Origin of the sequence: Pandoraea eparura (assembly GCF_902459725.1) — a bacterium.
Lineage (GTDB): Bacteria > Pseudomonadota > Gammaproteobacteria > Burkholderiales > Burkholderiaceae > Pandoraea > Pandoraea eparura.
Map to the genome: position 1 here is coordinate 16420 of NZ_CABPSH010000018.1, position 14792 is coordinate 31211.

Genomic DNA, 14792 nt, shown 5'->3' on the forward strand with positions numbered 1-14792 from the left:
TAGCGGGCTCAGATCGGCAATCGCAAAGTCGATCAATTTCGTTTTTACTCGTTTGGTCTTCGGCGCGATGGCGTGAGAAGGCAACGCAAAAGCCGTCTCGCCCACACATGCTTGATGGCGTGTGCGAGCGAGGCAGCGTTAGCATGTGTCGGCGAGCGGCGCAGGGGTGCCGCTGTAGTGTGGCTAACGGAACGTGCCGGGTTCGGGTTGATTCTGTAGGGGGAGCATCTTGTGCAAGGTGCCGTCGCGCAATACCCAGTGATGGTAAAGGGCTGCGCAGACGTGCAACGCCACGGCGCCGAGCAACACGTAGGCAAGCAGGGAATGCACGTCGCCCATGGCATGGCCGAACGACGACCCTGGTGCGGACAATGCGGGCAAAGGTACGATACCCATTAGCTTGACGGGGAAGCTACGTGCCGACGCATTTATCCAACCTAAGATGGGCACGAGGAGCAAGAGCGTATATAGCCCCTTGTGCGCAATAGCGGCGAGCGTGTGAAATATCGACTTCATACTTCTGGCAGGCGCGGTGCGGCGACGCGCCCATACTAACCGCATGGCCGTGAGCCCAAGAATCGTCACGCCAAGCGAGAGATGCCACGCGACGAGCCCGATGGCGGGCGTTTGTCGCGTGATATCGGGCATCGCCCAAGCCACAACAAATTGTGCGCCTAGCAGTGCCGCAGTGAGCCAGTGCATATGGCGGGACGCAGCGTCGTAGCGGGTAATGACCTGTTTCATGGGAGCCTCTTATCCACAGATTAAACATCATCTGGCGGGCGGGACGGCTAAGCGCCGTGGCCCATGAGCGAATTCTGAGGCACGACACTTAGCAAAGACTTAGCGACTGCTTGGCTGCCGGGCTTGTTTTCGGCGCGCGGTAGGCTGAGCCACCATGTTGGTTACGGGTTTTCATAGAGCCGCTGGATCGTCGCCTCGCCCGCCACCTGCATTTTCGGCGTCCAAGCGGCGTGCTTGCGAGCCGCGACAGGGACTACCGGATAAGCGTTTCCGGGCTGGGTGAGCAGGCCGTGGCGCTCCGCTTGAAGCAGACGATGATCAACGGATTGTCTTGTGACGTGCATATTCCGCTCATGGCTCATCGCCGTCTTGGGATAGACAGTGTCGCCTTGTTGCAAAAGCCCATGCTTTTCGGCACTGACGAGTTGTCGATACACTTGGGCACGCGTGAGCGAGTCAGAACTCGCAATGCTGGGTGCGGCAGAATGGGTTGTCGCCGCTTGGGCGCTAGTTTGCACAGCGCCGATCAAGCCCAACACGGCAACCAATGCGGCAACATATGAATGCTTCATGATTGAACTCCTAAGGTTGACGATCAATATGAAGGTGCGATCACAATCGCCTCGCAGAACCTTCAATTTCATCGTAGGCGTGAAGCCTTAGCAGACCCTTAGCGCGAAGCATGCGTTGGCACGCCCTCGGCATGGCGAATCCGTCGGTGCGATCAGGCTCCTGGCGGACTGATGACTTCCCAGGAAGCCACTGCGCAAACGGACATGGAGGAGGTGTCCGATCATTCTCGCAATTCTAGAGACACCCGTTGGCACACAGTGACGTAGCTATAAGAACATGGTCACAGCGCGGGCAATTGCAGCGAGTGCGACCAGCGCGAGCGCAGGACAAATCGCAGCGGCGAGGAGGACGGCAATCATGTGCCCCGGACGGACGCGCCACGGGCTACCCGTTGCCATGCGCCAGCGGATAGCTTCCGGGTCATATCCGGCAGCGCGCAACAATTCGTCAGAGCGCATCGGCCACGCATATTCCGCGCTCGGTAATCCCGGCACTGGCCGCCCCGCATCAGAGTCCATGTTCACGAGAAGTTAAGTGATTCCGGCTCGTATCGAACCTGTTCAAAACCCACTTGCGGGTTCTGCATAGCCCTATATGGAATACTACGCGCGACTGGCGATCACTGGCACTCTGCAATTCCGGTACGGCGCGCCCCTAGGTTAGCCGCTGCGGACTCTGACGATTTTCAGGGCTGGCGCGTCGTTCAGTGCGATGAGCTGAAGCGAGAAGCGACGTGCTCGGCAAGCCATCTGCGCGCAGCCATAACGTCAACTTACTACGCGCGGGACGTGCACCTCGACGGTGAGATGTGAGAGTTCTCGCAAGTGCTTAAGCGTCGCGTGATAGTACGTTGGCGTGCGCTCCGCACGACGTGTTACGATCGATACAATGGCGCCCATATGCCCCGGGCCGAGACGCCATACATGGAGATCCACCACCTTGTCACCGCTGGTCTCCAAAAGGCGACGTACCTCGCCGCGAAGTCGCGAGTCTGGGTTCATATCAAGGAGAATGGCTCCTGTATCGCGCATCAGACCCCACGACCAATTCGCAATCACCAGGGCGCCGATCACGCCAGCGAGCGGGTCCATCCACAGCCAACCGAAAGCGCGAGCCAGCAACAAACCAATGATTGCCAGCACAGAAACAGCGGCATCGGCAATCACGTGCACGTACGCGGAACGAATGTTGTGATCGCGGTGTGCCGCAGCCCGGGAGTCGTCGAGAGGGTGAGCGTGCTCCTCGAACTCCACTCGATGCTCGCCATCGGGCAGGTGGATCACCGCCTGGAAAGCGTGCGGTTCCGGAATACTGTGCGTTGACTCCAGATACCCATTGCGCTCCACAAAACCGAAAGTCTGAGACTTCCCGTCAGGGCGCATCGTGCTGACCGAAACAGCCTCTGCGCTCAGTGGCGTTGAACCAGCGGTAGGCGTAATGCGCCAAACCGGGGGCACACCATCTTCGAAGATCGTAACGACAAACTCAGTGGTGCCGCTGCGGACGTACTTCGGTTCGTCTCCATGACCCTGTTCAAGACCATGATCGTGCCCGTGCTCATGTGCGTGGCTATGGCTATGGCCGTGGTGGTCTCCGCTGAGCAACCACACGCTGGCAAGGTTCACCAGCAGGCCGAGAATCGCGATCGGAATCGCCTGATCGAAGTGGATGGGCACCGGTGAAATGAAGCGCGCCACGGCCTCATAAGCGATCAGTATCGCAATCATCGCGAGCACAATGGCGCTTGTGAACCCCGCGAGATCTCCCAATTTTCCTGTGCCAAATACAAAACGGGAATCGGTGGCATGCCGGCGAGCATACGTGTAAGCCAATGCCGCGATGAGCATCGCGCCAGCATGTGTTGACATATGCAAGCCGTCGGCGACGAGGGCTAGGGAGCCATAAAGACTACCCCCAATAATCTCGGCAACCATCATGGCGCTGCATAGAGCGATTACCATCCAGGTTCGGCGCTCATTGTCTCTGTGAGCCGCACCCAAATAAATGTGGTCGTGTCCGGCGTCGAACGCGGAATCCTCAAAGTTGCTCATCATTGCTCATTTGAAATAGCTGTGGACGACATCGATCAGTTGCTCAGTACCACTGCCGTGTTCATCGGCGTGCTCAGCGTCAACGAGATGCGTTCGAATATGGTCTTCGAGAACCACGGCGAGCAAACCATTCATGGCACCACGACAACTGGTGATTTGCTGAAGCACGTCCATGCACCCGCGCTCCTCGTCGAGCGCACGCTCGATGGCTTCAATCTGGCCTCTAATTCGTCGGACTCGGTTGAGCAGTTGCTTCTTCTCGCGCACGGTATGACTCATCGCGGCCCCTCAAAATAGTCTAGGGGGGTATACTAACATCCTGACGACGCGCACGGGTGTAAGACGAGCGATTCACCCGCCGACCTTGCCAATATGATTACAGGCGAACCTTGATGCAAATTCGACCGAACGCGGCGTGGACCGCGCTGCTTGCCGCCGCCCTGTTCGGGGCGACCACGCCCTTCGCCAAATTGCTGCTTGGAACCCTCTCCCCGTTCATGCTCGCAGGGCTCTTCTATCTTGGTAGCGGTGTTGGCCTAGCGCTTGTGCTTGTCGTGAGACGCCTCGCGCGCCCTCATGATGCTCGCGAACACTCCCCGCAGATGCAAGCAACCGAAGTGCCATGGCAAGCCGGCGCAATTTTGGCCGGCGGAGTCGCAGGGCCAGCGCTACTGATGCTAGGACTTTCTAGTACCCCTGCGGCGACCGGCGCGTTATTGCTGAACCTTGAGGGCGTGTTTACGGCCCTCATTGCGTGGGTCGTATTTCGCGAAAATGTCGACCTGAACGTGCTGCTTGGAATGGTGGCCATCGTCGCAGGCGGCGTATTGCTTTCATGGCAAACGGGGCCAGACGGATTGCCTGCTGGCGCGGTGCTGGTTGCTGGGGCTTGTCTGTGCTGGGCAGTCGATAACAATTTGACCCGCAAAGTTTCGACGAATGATGCAGTGGTGATCGCGTGCTTGAAGGGACTCGTGGCGGGTCCGGTGAATTTCGGCATCGCGCTATGGCTAGGGGCACGCCTGCCAGCCGCGAATCAGGTTGCCAAGGCGATGTTGACGGGATTCGCCGGGTATGGGGTCAGTCTCGTCCTATTTGTCGTTGCACTTCGAAATCTCGGTACCGCACGCACGGGGGCATACTTCTCTGTGGCACCCCTGTTTGGGGTGATTCTCTCGATCGCAATCTGGCCCGCAATGCCCTCGGTGTTCTTTTGGTGCGCGGGGGCGCTCATGGCGCTTGGCATCTGGCTGCACTTAAGAGAGCACCACGCACATGCCCATACGCATGAGCCGATGGAACACGCGCATCGTCACTCTCACGACGAACACCATCAGCATGAACACGATTTTGACTGGGACGGGAGCGAGCCGCATACGCATTCTCACAGTCATGCCCAAATGTTGCACACGCACGCTCATTATCCCGACGTTCATCATCAACACGTTCACTGACGCATGGCGATATTGGCGAACAGGCCGCGGCGGTACAGCTGAACATGTTCCGAGCATGAGGGGTAAACAAGTTTGATCCTAGAACACTCGGGCGGGCTTCAGTCGCTGTCACAGTCCGGCGTCGGAAAGCGCAGTTCCGCCAACGGTCGGAGGTCCGCTGGGATCGTGCGCATACCGGGATGTTTTCAACAGCGATGACTGGCAGTCATTCCTGAAGGCCCGCCTTCTGCCGTCAAGCATTTGGTCGATCTGGTCAGAGAGCTTCACCAGCGAAGCGTACCATTCAAGCGCCTGGCCGACGTCGCGCAAACCAAACCGACATCGGGCCGCTTTGTCTTCCACGTCATGGCCAGCCCGGCCGAAATGGGGCGAAAACCAGCGGCGATGCCAGCCCGTGCCGAGCTGGAAATTTCCCGCCAGTGGGCCGCATTGGTGGCCGCGAGCGCCAAATGACCGAAGGCGAAATCGAGTCGATCAAGAAGCTGCCGGCCGCCAGCGTGCCAACACGGAGCTTGGACAAGAATCTCGGCATGTCGGTGCCGAGGCTGTACCGCTCGAACACTCCTAATTATCTCGTCGAATTTTGGAGGGCGACAACTGTAGATGCCGGTGCAATAATGGCCTGCTGATGCGAGCCGAATGACTCGGAAGTCGTCACGCATGTTGCGAGCATCGAAGGACGGAGATCGCTCGCCATGAATGGATGCTGCGAAATCTTTTGACGGGGATCCGGTGGTGCGCATCGGACACTGGGTTTTGGCAAGCGGGTTCGCCGTTGTCCATCTCGGTGGCGATGGTTGGTTGGAGCATGCATGTCTAGGCGGGCTATGCGGTGGGTGTGGCGGTGGTGTTGCGCCTCGTCTGGGGTGTTGTCGGGCCGCGCCATGCCCGATTCACCGATTTCGTTTATCGCCACGGTGCGGCGTTACCTCAGCCAAAGTCCGGCCGGCGGTGCGATGATGGTGGCGCTGTTGATTGCGCTCGCCAATTTCGTCGCTTTGCAAGACCAGAATCCGCGGAAGCGGTCCACAGAGAGCAATGCGCAATTCTGGTGGTAATGGAGAGGACTCGATCGATACGTGGTTATGAACATCGGTGAAGTGGCGAATTCATCGGGCGTGTCGGGTAAATTTTTTCGTCACTACGCGCGAAGTGGAATATTTTTTCCACGGCGTGTATCCAACACGGAGAAAGATCCATGAGCGGGCAGCGTAACGACAGCGACACGACCAACCAGCATTCGGGAGACCGCCAAAGCGGGTGCGACCACCATCGCCATGCCGTTCGCGTCGCGCAAGGCAATACCGCTGAGCATGATCACGGCAACTATGCAGCTCACGATGGTCATAGTCGCCGCGACATTTCCGCGGGAGCCGATAGCGTACTCAAGGACCCGGTGTGTGGCATGGCCGTCACCGCTGACTCGAAATTCAGCGTTGAGCACGAGGGACGCCAATATTTCTTCTGCAGCGATTCGTGTTTGACAAAATTTCGAGCGGATCCGGCGAAATATGTCCAGCCTTCGATCAGCACGCCGATTGAGGCCGCGCCCGCCGGCACGACATACACCTGCCCGATGCATCCGGAGATTCGGCGGGACCAGCCGGGACACTGTCCGAAGTGCGGCATGGCCCTGGAGCCCTTGCTGCCTAGCGTCGACGACGGAGAGCATCCCGAGCTGACGGATTTTCGTCGCAGATTCCTGTGGACGCTGCCGCTGACCGCAGTGGTGTTCGTCCTGGCCATGGCCGGCCATCGACTGGGTTGGATGGCGGCATCCACTCAGAGCTGGGTCGAACTGGTTCTGTCGACTCCCGTGGTCGTGTGGGCGGGCTTCCCGTTCTTTGAGCGCTGTATCCAGTCGTTCGTCAATCGCAGCCCGAACATGTGGACGCTCATCGGGCTCGGCACGGGGGCTGCCTATATCTACAGTGTCGTCGCAACAGTCGTTCCCGGCGTGTTTCCCGAGGCATTCACCGCACACGGCCGCATCGGCGTGTATTTCGAGGCAGCGGCCGTCATCATTTCGCTTACGTTGCTCGGGCAACTACTCGAGTTGAATGCCCGGTCGCAGACGTCGGCGGCGATCAAGGCATTGCTTGGGCTGGCGCCGAAGACGGCGCGTCGCATCAATGCTGACGGCTCGGAGGAAGATGTTCCGCTGACACATGTACATGTCGGCGACTTGCTTCGCGTGCGGCCCGGCGAGAAGGTTCCGGTCGATGGCGTCGTGACAGACGGCTCCAGCTCACTCGACGAGGCGATGATTACCGGCGAGCCCATTCCGGTTACCAAGCAGGTCGGCGACCATGTCATCGGCGCGACCATGAATGCTTCCGGCAGCCTCATCATCAGGTCCGAAAAGATTGGCTCCCAGACCGTGCTGGCGCAAATCGTCCAGATGGTCGCGCAGGCGCAGCGCTCCAGGGCGCCGATGCAGCGCATGGCCGACAAGGTCGCGGGTGTGTTTGTCGTCGTGGTGGTCAGCATCGCGATCCTGACATTCTTCGCCTGGGGCATACTCGGCCCCGAACCGAGCTGGGTGTACGGTCTCATCAACGCGGTGGCGGTGCTCATCATTGCGTGTCCATGTGCGCTCGGGCTCGCGACGCCGATGTCCATCATGGTCGCGAGTGGCAAAGGCGCCTCGAATGGCGTGCTGTTTCGGGATGCTGCCGCGATTGAGAATCTGCGAAAGGTCAACACGCTTATCGTCGACAAGACGGGTACGTTGACCCAAGGACGTCCCGCGTTTGAACAGGCCATCGGCGTGAATGGATATTCGGAGGAGGACGTTCTCCGGCTCGCCGCCAGCGTCGACCAGGGCAGCGAACATCCGCTTGCGGCGACCCTTGTCGATGCCGCCCGCCAGCGACAGCTCACATTCGAGAAGGTCGAAAACTTCGAGTCGAGTACCGGGATTGGCGTACGCGGCATTGTTGGTGAACGCAGGCTCGCGCTTGGCAACACGGCCCTGATGCAGGCCGAGAATATCGGTGTTGACGAGTTGGCCGGCAACGCCGATGCATTGCGAGCACAAGGGGCAAGCGTCATGTATCTCGCCGTCGATGGAAAACTGGTTGGCTTGCTCGCGGTTTCGGACCCGATAAAGGCCACGACATCCGAAGCATTGGCGCGCCTTCGGGCGGACGGCATACACGTCGTGATGGCATCAGGCGACGGCACCATCACGGCCAAGGCGGTCGCCACGAGGCTCGGCATCGACGAGTTCCACGGCGAGATGAAGCCTGCTGACAAGCTGGCACTGGTCACAAGGTTTCAAACGGAAGGCAAGGTCGTGGCGATGGCCGGCGACGGCATCAATGATGCGCCTGCGCTCGCCAAAGCGGATATCGGCGTCGCGATGGGGACCGGCACCGATGTGGCAATGAGCAGCGCACAAGTCACGCTCGTCAAAGGAGACCTGCTCGGTATTGCTCGTGCACGGGATCTGTCCGAGGCGACCATCGGGAACATGAAGCAGAACCTCGGTTTCGCGTTTGTGTACAACGCCTTGGGCGTGCCTCTGGCTGCAGGGGTGCTATATCCGTTCACCGGCCTGTTGTTATCACCGATGATTGCAGCACTGGCGATGAGCTTGAGTTCCGCATCGGTTATTACCAACGCGCTACGGTTGCGAAACGTGAAAATCTGATTTTTCGCAGAGGAAACAGGCGGCATTGACTGCGCCCGTCATCATCGCAGTACCTGAAATCGGGACCACACCATGTCGCAATCTCGCCGTAAATTCCTGTTGACGTCCGCTGCCGCCGCATCGGCAGTACTAACCGGGTGCGCGCAATGGCCCTCCGGCAGTACCAAAGAAATCGCGAACGGGAAAGTGAATGGCGCTTCGCGTCGTCTTATCGTCGACACCCGCTCGATCGAGGTCAACGGCCGTGCCGCGACGGTGTACGGGCTGCATCAACCAGGCGGTACGCGGGGCCTGTTCCTGGATCCGGGCGAGCGCTTCGCGGTCGAGCTGGATAATCGCCTGAATGAGCCCACCATTGTCCACTGGCACGGACAGACGCCCCCGTCCGATCAGGACGGCGTGAGTCAGTTCGGCGTGCCGGAGCTTCAGCCAGGCGAGCGGCGCGCGTATGATTTTGCGGCGCGCCCTGGCACCTACTGGATGCACTCACATCACGGCTTCCAGCATCAGAAACTGCTGGCCGCTCCATTGGTTGTGCGCACGGCCGACGACGTGAAGGCCGACCGCCAGGAGGTGACGATCTTTCTGGAGGATTTCCTGTTCCGCGATCCCGCTGAAGTGTTTTCGGAACTGCAGAAGGGTAAGGCAGACTCCATGGGGGCCATGACAGGTCAGAAGTCGGGAGAGCAGCCTCGCAGCATGGGCGGTATGTCTGGTATGTCTGGTATGGGAAGTATGAACCGCAGTCGCATGCCGGATCAAATGCCAGGCATGAAGATGGACCTTAACGATGTCGACTTCGATGCCTATCTCGCCAACGATCGCACGCTCAATGACCCGGAAGTCATCCGGGTCGAGCAAGGCGGGAGAGTCCGCTTGCGGATTATCAACGGTGCCTCATCCACGAATTTTCACATTGACCTCGGCGCGCTGCAAGGTACGGTCGCGACGGTCGACGGCAACGCCGTGCGGCCACTGACAGGCCGCCGCTTTGGTTTGGCGATGGCTCAACGAATCGATATTCTCGTTGACGTGCCCAATGGGACTGGAGCCTGGCCGATTCTGGCAGTACGGGAAGGCGCCAGACAACAGACAGGGATTATTCTCGCCTCCAACGGCGCCAATGTCGGCAAGATCGCCGGTATGGCGACGGCCACCACTGGACCGGTGAGCTTCGATCAGGAACTGCGATTGTCTGCCCTCAGGCCGCTGGTGGACCGTCCCGTCGATTCGCATGCCGTGCTGATGCTGACCGGTTCGATGCAGCCGTATACATGGGGAATCAACCATAAGGGCTGGGATAATCGCGATACCGTGAAAATCCGCAAGGGGCAGCGAGTGGCCATCACTTTCCAAAACACCACGATGATGGCCCACCCGATGCATTTGCACGGTCACCACTTTCAGATCGTCGCGCTCAATGGCAAGGCGTTCTCGGGGGCACTGCGTGACACGGTGCACGTCCCGCCGATGGCAAAGCTCACCCTTGCGTTCGATGCCGACAATGCAGGCCGATGGCTGATGCATTGCCATAACCTCTATCACATGATGGCCGGCATGATTACCGAAGTGGGTTACGTTTGACAATCAGTCGAGCAGGTGGCGTGAAATTCTCATGATCGTTGGAGAATATGTTTTGTCACCCGTTCATCTAAAATCTCAGAGGGCTGTCCGAACCAAGATGGCCAACCTTCCTGAAGGCTCACGGAACAAAGGCGACGAATGGTCCTCTTTTGATGACAGAATTGTAATCTCCGAGTAATCGGCTGGCGGTGGATGCGCCAGTAAAATGTGCAGGCCACAGCGCAACTACCGGAGCATGGACCATGAAGGCGATCCCGCTGGCTATACTTCTTTTGCCGATCACGCTCGCCGGATGCATGGCAACGCTGCCTTTCGATCGCCGCTCCGAACAAATCGCAATTACTGAAGCCGAGAATATATCTCGCGACGACATCCTTTTCACCTCCCGTTGCGAGTTCGCGCTCGTCCCAAACGGACTGAGTGCCGGGATTTTCTATCAAGGCGTATGCCTGGCCAGCAAAAACAAACTTTACTTGCGGCGCATAGACCGGACGACCGGAACGACCACGACATTTCGCGTGTATTCTGCCGGGCAACTGATGTCGGCCTCAATCTATTCCGGAGCCTTCTCGGATCAACTCCAACTCAGGCTTCCCCAATATGTCGTCGCCTTGCACATGAAGCGAGACGGGATGCACGGCTTCGCTTGGGAAATCGACAGTTCTGCCACCCGCAAACTATTCCAAATACTTCGGTCGCAGGGGGTAGCCGCGGTGCCGTCACTTGCGAGGATTGCCTCACTGCCCACCTCGGGGACTCGCAATATTTACGTGCCGGTACCGATGCCCTGACGATGTCATGCGGTCGATCCAATCTTCATCGCAAATACATCTGTGCCCCGCAAACCATGGGCGTGAACGATCCGCGACCAAAATCACCCCCACACGCCAGAGTCATTCTGCGGCCCCGCGGAGAAAGCTCGTCGCCCCTTACTACAATCATTCGCGTGGAGAGACCGGATGCGCATTCTCATCGTTGAAGACGAGTCAAAGACCGCCGCATATATCCGGAAAGGGTTGACCGAAGCCGGTTACACGGCCGACTTGGCGGCCAACGGTAAGGACGGCCTGTTCCTGGCCCTACACGAGAGGTTTGACCTCATCATCCTTGATATCATGCTGCCGGAATTGGATGGCATCCAAGTGTTGAAGGCCCTCCGGGAAGAGAAGCAGACACCGGTGCTTCTTCTAACGGCACGCGATACGCTCGACGACAAGATACGGGGGTTTGACCTGGGGGCAGATGACTACCTGGTCAAGCCGTTTGCGTATGCCGAGCTGTTGGCGCGAATCCGATCGTTGCTGCGTCGTTCCCCTCGCCGTCTGCCAGACATATTGGAGGTCGCTGATCTGACCGTCGACATCGTCAGGCGCAAGGTTAAGCGGGGTGACACGCGCGTGGACTTGACGGCCAAGGAATTTGCATTGCTGCAGCTGCTCCTCGAGAAGCACGGAGAGGTATTGTCGCGAACGCTGATCGCATCACACGTATGGGATATGAATTTTGACAGTGACTCCAACGTCGTTGATGTGGCAATTCGTCGGCTGCGCGTGAAAATGGACGACCCGTTCGCGAAAAAGTTGATTCACACTGTCCGAGGCATGGGATATGTTCTGGAGGAACGGAAATGAGGTTCATACGGCCGAGGTCGCTCACGTTCCGCCTGACCGCTGCGTTCGGGGTGGTGGCCGTTCTCGTTTTTGCCTTGTCGAGCACGTTTCTGTATCGCTCGTTGGCGGCCCAGCTTGAGCGACGAGACGATTTGGAGATCATCGGCAAGTTGACGCAGTTCCGGAGCCTGCTGAAAGAGTCGAAATCCGAGAGTGGCGTGATGCGTGACGCGCACATCTTCCTGGATGTTGTCGCATCCCACCCAGGACTCCACATGGCAATGCGGGATATGTCCGGAAAAGTGCTTATCAGCAGCTCGGCCGGCATGTCCGCCGAGTTGCTGGACCGTTTGGATCTGGCGAACAACGCTGGCGTGCCATTCGATTTGGATTTCGATGGTCGACAAAAGGCACGGGCCATTGTTTTCATCGAGCGCCTGGCCGATGGCACACGCATTCAGATCATCTTCATTCGTTCGTCCAAAGACCGAAGCGAATTGCTTGCTGTCTATCGACAGGATCTTTGGGGCGCCGCCGCTGTGGGGGCCATGCTTGTCGGAATTCTGGGCTACGCGGTTACGCGCGCGGGCTTGAGACCCGTCAAGGAAATTGGTACGCAGACTCATTCGATCGAGGCCAGTCGCTTGAGCGAGCGACTCAAAATCGCACTTGCCCCGGACGAGTTGCAGGACATTGCTGAGGCCATCAACAGAATGTTGGACCGCCTGGAAGATGCCTTTCGTCGCCTCACCCAGTTTTCCTCGGACATTGCGCACGACATCAGAACACCATTGTCGAACCTTATTAGCTCGACGCAGGTCACGTTGTCCCGCCCGCGAAGCGTGGACGAGTATCAGTCACTGCTCGAGTCGCATATGGAGGAATATGACCGACTTCGCAGGATGGTCGAGAACATGTTGTTTTTGGCGCGCGCGGACAATGCAAAACATGCGTTGCGTCTCGAATGGCTCGATGCCAACACTGAGCTGAACAATATCGCATCTTACTTCGAAGCGGTCGCAGACGAGCGCGAGTTGCACATGAAGGTTAGCGCCGAAGGGCTGATATTCGCCGACCCCACGCTCTTAAGGCGAGCGGTGAGTAATCTGGTTTCAAATGCGTTGGCGTTTTCGACACTGGGGACATGCATTGAACTACGCTCAAGAATGCTTGGGCGGGAAACGGTCATTAGCATCCACAATCAAGGGAAAGACATTTCCGGTGAGCACTTGGAGCGCTTGTTCGATCGCTTCTACCGCGCGGACGCATCGCGTCATACGTCTGCCGGGAATTCTGGGCTGGGCCTCTCGATCGTAAAATCCATCATGGAGTTACATCGCGGTAGCGCGCGGGCCGAAAGCCGATATGGGGTGACTACGTTTTTCTTGACCTTTCCCGGTGACGGGGCGTAGCAAGGCATCAGCCGCGACAAGCGGCCCGTCCCGCATGGTTGAATCAGACGTCGCGCCGACCGCGACGTCATTGCCGTGGTTCTGAGCGGAGCAATCGTTGCGCTAGCGGCTACCTCGGTATATTGAGTGCCCTCCCCAATTCGGATCAATCTGCGTCGATTTTGCACTTTCGCTCAAAGAGGTGCACCCCGCGGCAAGCAAGGTCAATATTGCAATAACAGCGATTCTGGACATGTTGGCCTCCATTTGATAGCCGGACGGTGAGCAACTCTGCCGTGTCGATACCGTATGTCGCGAGCGCGGCACGCAAACCCTCTCGTGCCGCGCTCACGAGATCTACCCTCACATGTCACTTTGCGAAGGCAATCAGGGGGGACTTCCGCGACAATCAGAACTTGTGGCGCAGGCCGACGCGCAAAGCAATTTGCTTGTCGGTGCTGGAAGCGCCAAGACCGTAGATTTCTGCGTTCTTTGCATCTCCCGCGGCCTTCTGGTACACGCCCATGACATAGGCGTCCGTACGCTTCGACAACCAGTAGTCGACACCCAAGTTAACTTGGTGGTACTTGGGCTTCGAACCAAGGCGATCGAACTTCGCATTGGTGTAGGTGTACATCGCAGCGAGTTGCAGTGCCGGAGTCAACATGTACTTCGCATTGATCTCGTAATTGTCCACCTTGATATCGCTACCGCCGGCGATGAAGCTGCTGTTCTTGAGCTTCGTGTTGGTATACAACAAGCCAATCGTCGCCGGACCGAACGAATAGGAGCCGCCTACGCCAAACACACGCAATTGATCGGCCTGCTGCAAGGGGGTAGCGCCAAACACCGCTTTGTCAAGGGTGCCGCCATTATCATAGACAGCTGCGCTCGGGTTGTTGACATTCAGGTAGGCCGCGCCCAACGTCAGCGGACCGTTTGCGTAGCCGGTGCCGACGCTAAAGGCCCGGTTCGTCGCAAACTGCCCCGCTTGCCCACCGAAGCTGAACATACCGCCAAACGTCAGTCCGTTGTAGTTGACGCTCGTATACTTGACAGAGTTGTTAGTACGGAACGTGTTGTCGATATTGTCCACGTCGCCGAAATGGGCGCCGTACAGACCGAAGGACGGCACGGAGCTTACCGGCTGCAGGAAGTCGACTACGGAGTCATATTGACGGCCCAGCGTGACCGTACCGAGGCTGTTGCTGCTAAGCCCGACGAACGACTGACGACCGAACATTCGTCCACCTTGCTGCAGTTGACCAGAGAATACGTCAAAGCCATTTTCCAGAGTGAAGATGGCTTTCAGGCCTCCACCCAAGTCCTCCGAGCCGCGCAGCCCCCAGCGAGACCCTTGAGCGACACCGCTTTGCGCCAGCCAGTTTGAGCCACCTTGAATGTTACCGTTCGCATCCTTGAACGCCTGTTTGCTGACGTAAGTCACGCCAGCGTCAAGGACGCCATACAACGTCACGTTCGATTGTGCTTGTGCTGCCGAAAATGCCCCCAAAAGTGCCACTGCGAGAAGTGTCTTCTTCATGTATTCATCTCCATAACCATCAATGATTGAACCAGCTTGGTTGCGTAATCAGGAAAGTCAGGATTGGCTTAGAGGAATGCATCGCCGCATGCGGCATCTCGGCATCAACCGACCCTCCGTATTGATCGCAGATGGAATTGTATGGAGTGGCGGCCCGCGGGTCGGTGCGATTATTTAGAAATCATTT

At 58.2% G+C, this 14792-nt stretch carries 14 protein-coding genes; 9 read left to right on the top strand and 5 right to left on the bottom strand.

The genetic code is table 11. The features are described 5' to 3' along the window. Positions 1 to 183: 183 nt before the first annotated feature. From PEP31012_RS22445 to PEP31012_RS22460, 4 genes are all read right to left on the bottom strand, one after another. Positions 184 to 744 (bottom strand): cytochrome b, encoded by a 561-nt coding sequence (locus tag PEP31012_RS22445; protein WP_094068932.1) that lies wholly within the window; start codon positions 742 to 744, stop codon positions 184 to 186. A gap of 161 nt (positions 745 to 905) precedes the next feature. After that, a complete protein-coding gene (locus tag PEP31012_RS22450; protein WP_172417176.1) occupies positions 906 to 1316 on the bottom strand; it encodes a DUF4148 domain-containing protein in 411 nt (136 codons plus the stop codon). Positions 1317 to 2084: 768 nt separating this feature from the next. Continuing rightward, positions 2085 to 3368 carry a CDF family Co(II)/Ni(II) efflux transporter DmeF gene (dmeF, locus tag PEP31012_RS22455; RefSeq protein WP_094068935.1) on the bottom strand — a complete coding sequence of 428 codons (1284 nt, stop codon included), beginning with the start codon at positions 3366 to 3368 and terminating at the stop codon, positions 2085 to 2087. A 6-nt stretch (positions 3369 to 3374) separates the two neighbouring features. Next, positions 3375 to 3647 (bottom strand): metal/formaldehyde-sensitive transcriptional repressor, encoded by a 273-nt coding sequence (locus tag PEP31012_RS22460; protein WP_094068936.1) that lies wholly within the window; start codon positions 3645 to 3647, stop codon positions 3375 to 3377. Between the two features lie 113 nt (positions 3648 to 3760). On the opposite strand from PEP31012_RS22460, the gene PEP31012_RS22465 reads away from it, so the two are divergent. From PEP31012_RS22465 to PEP31012_RS22500, 9 genes are all read left to right on the top strand, one after another. Beyond that, entirely contained in the window at positions 3761 to 4822 is a 1062-nt protein-coding gene (locus PEP31012_RS22465; protein WP_094068937.1) for a DMT family transporter, read from the top strand. Positions 4823 to 5062: 240 nt separating this feature from the next. Beyond that, positions 5063 to 5275 carry a recombinase family protein gene (locus PEP31012_RS22470; RefSeq protein WP_124988671.1) on the top strand — a complete coding sequence of 71 codons (213 nt, stop codon included), beginning with the start codon at positions 5063 to 5065 and terminating at the stop codon, positions 5273 to 5275. Beyond that, on the top strand, positions 5272 to 5451 hold the full coding sequence (locus tag PEP31012_RS22475; protein WP_124988670.1) for a hypothetical protein: 180 nt from the start codon (positions 5272 to 5274) through the stop codon (positions 5449 to 5451). Before PEP31012_RS22470 ends, PEP31012_RS22475 begins: the two co-directional genes overlap by 4 nt. A 255-nt stretch (positions 5452 to 5706) precedes the next feature. Next, positions 5707 to 5880 (top strand): hypothetical protein, encoded by a 174-nt coding sequence (locus PEP31012_RS23780; protein ID WP_172417177.1) that lies wholly within the window; start codon positions 5707 to 5709, stop codon positions 5878 to 5880. Between the two features lie 140 nt (positions 5881 to 6020). After that, positions 6021 to 8477 carry a heavy metal translocating P-type ATPase gene (locus PEP31012_RS22480; RefSeq protein WP_094068940.1) on the top strand — a complete coding sequence of 819 codons (2457 nt, stop codon included), beginning with the start codon at positions 6021 to 6023 and terminating at the stop codon, positions 8475 to 8477. 72 nt (positions 8478 to 8549) lie between these two features. Beyond that, positions 8550 to 10061, top strand: coding sequence for a multicopper oxidase family protein (locus PEP31012_RS22485; RefSeq protein ID WP_124988669.1), 1512 nt, complete (start codon positions 8550 to 8552; stop codon positions 10059 to 10061). A gap of 242 nt (positions 10062 to 10303) precedes the next feature. Beyond that, on the top strand, positions 10304 to 10852 hold the full coding sequence (locus PEP31012_RS22490) for a hypothetical protein (protein WP_094068943.1): 549 nt from the start codon (positions 10304 to 10306) through the stop codon (positions 10850 to 10852). Between the two features lie 168 nt (positions 10853 to 11020). Further along, positions 11021 to 11692: a heavy metal response regulator transcription factor gene (locus PEP31012_RS22495; protein ID WP_094068944.1), complete on the top strand. Its 672-nt coding sequence runs from the start codon at positions 11021 to 11023 to the stop codon at positions 11690 to 11692. Beyond that, positions 11689 to 13083: a heavy metal sensor histidine kinase gene (locus tag PEP31012_RS22500; protein ID WP_094068945.1), complete on the top strand. Its 1395-nt coding sequence runs from the start codon at positions 11689 to 11691 to the stop codon at positions 13081 to 13083. Before PEP31012_RS22495 ends, PEP31012_RS22500 begins: the two co-directional genes overlap by 4 nt. 388 nt (positions 13084 to 13471) lie before the next feature. Here the strand turns inward: PEP31012_RS22500 and PEP31012_RS22505 are convergent, their stop codons facing one another. After that, on the bottom strand, positions 13472 to 14605 hold the full coding sequence (locus tag PEP31012_RS22505; protein WP_094068946.1) for a porin: 1134 nt from the start codon (positions 14603 to 14605) through the stop codon (positions 13472 to 13474). Positions 14606 to 14792: the final 187 nt, after the last annotated feature.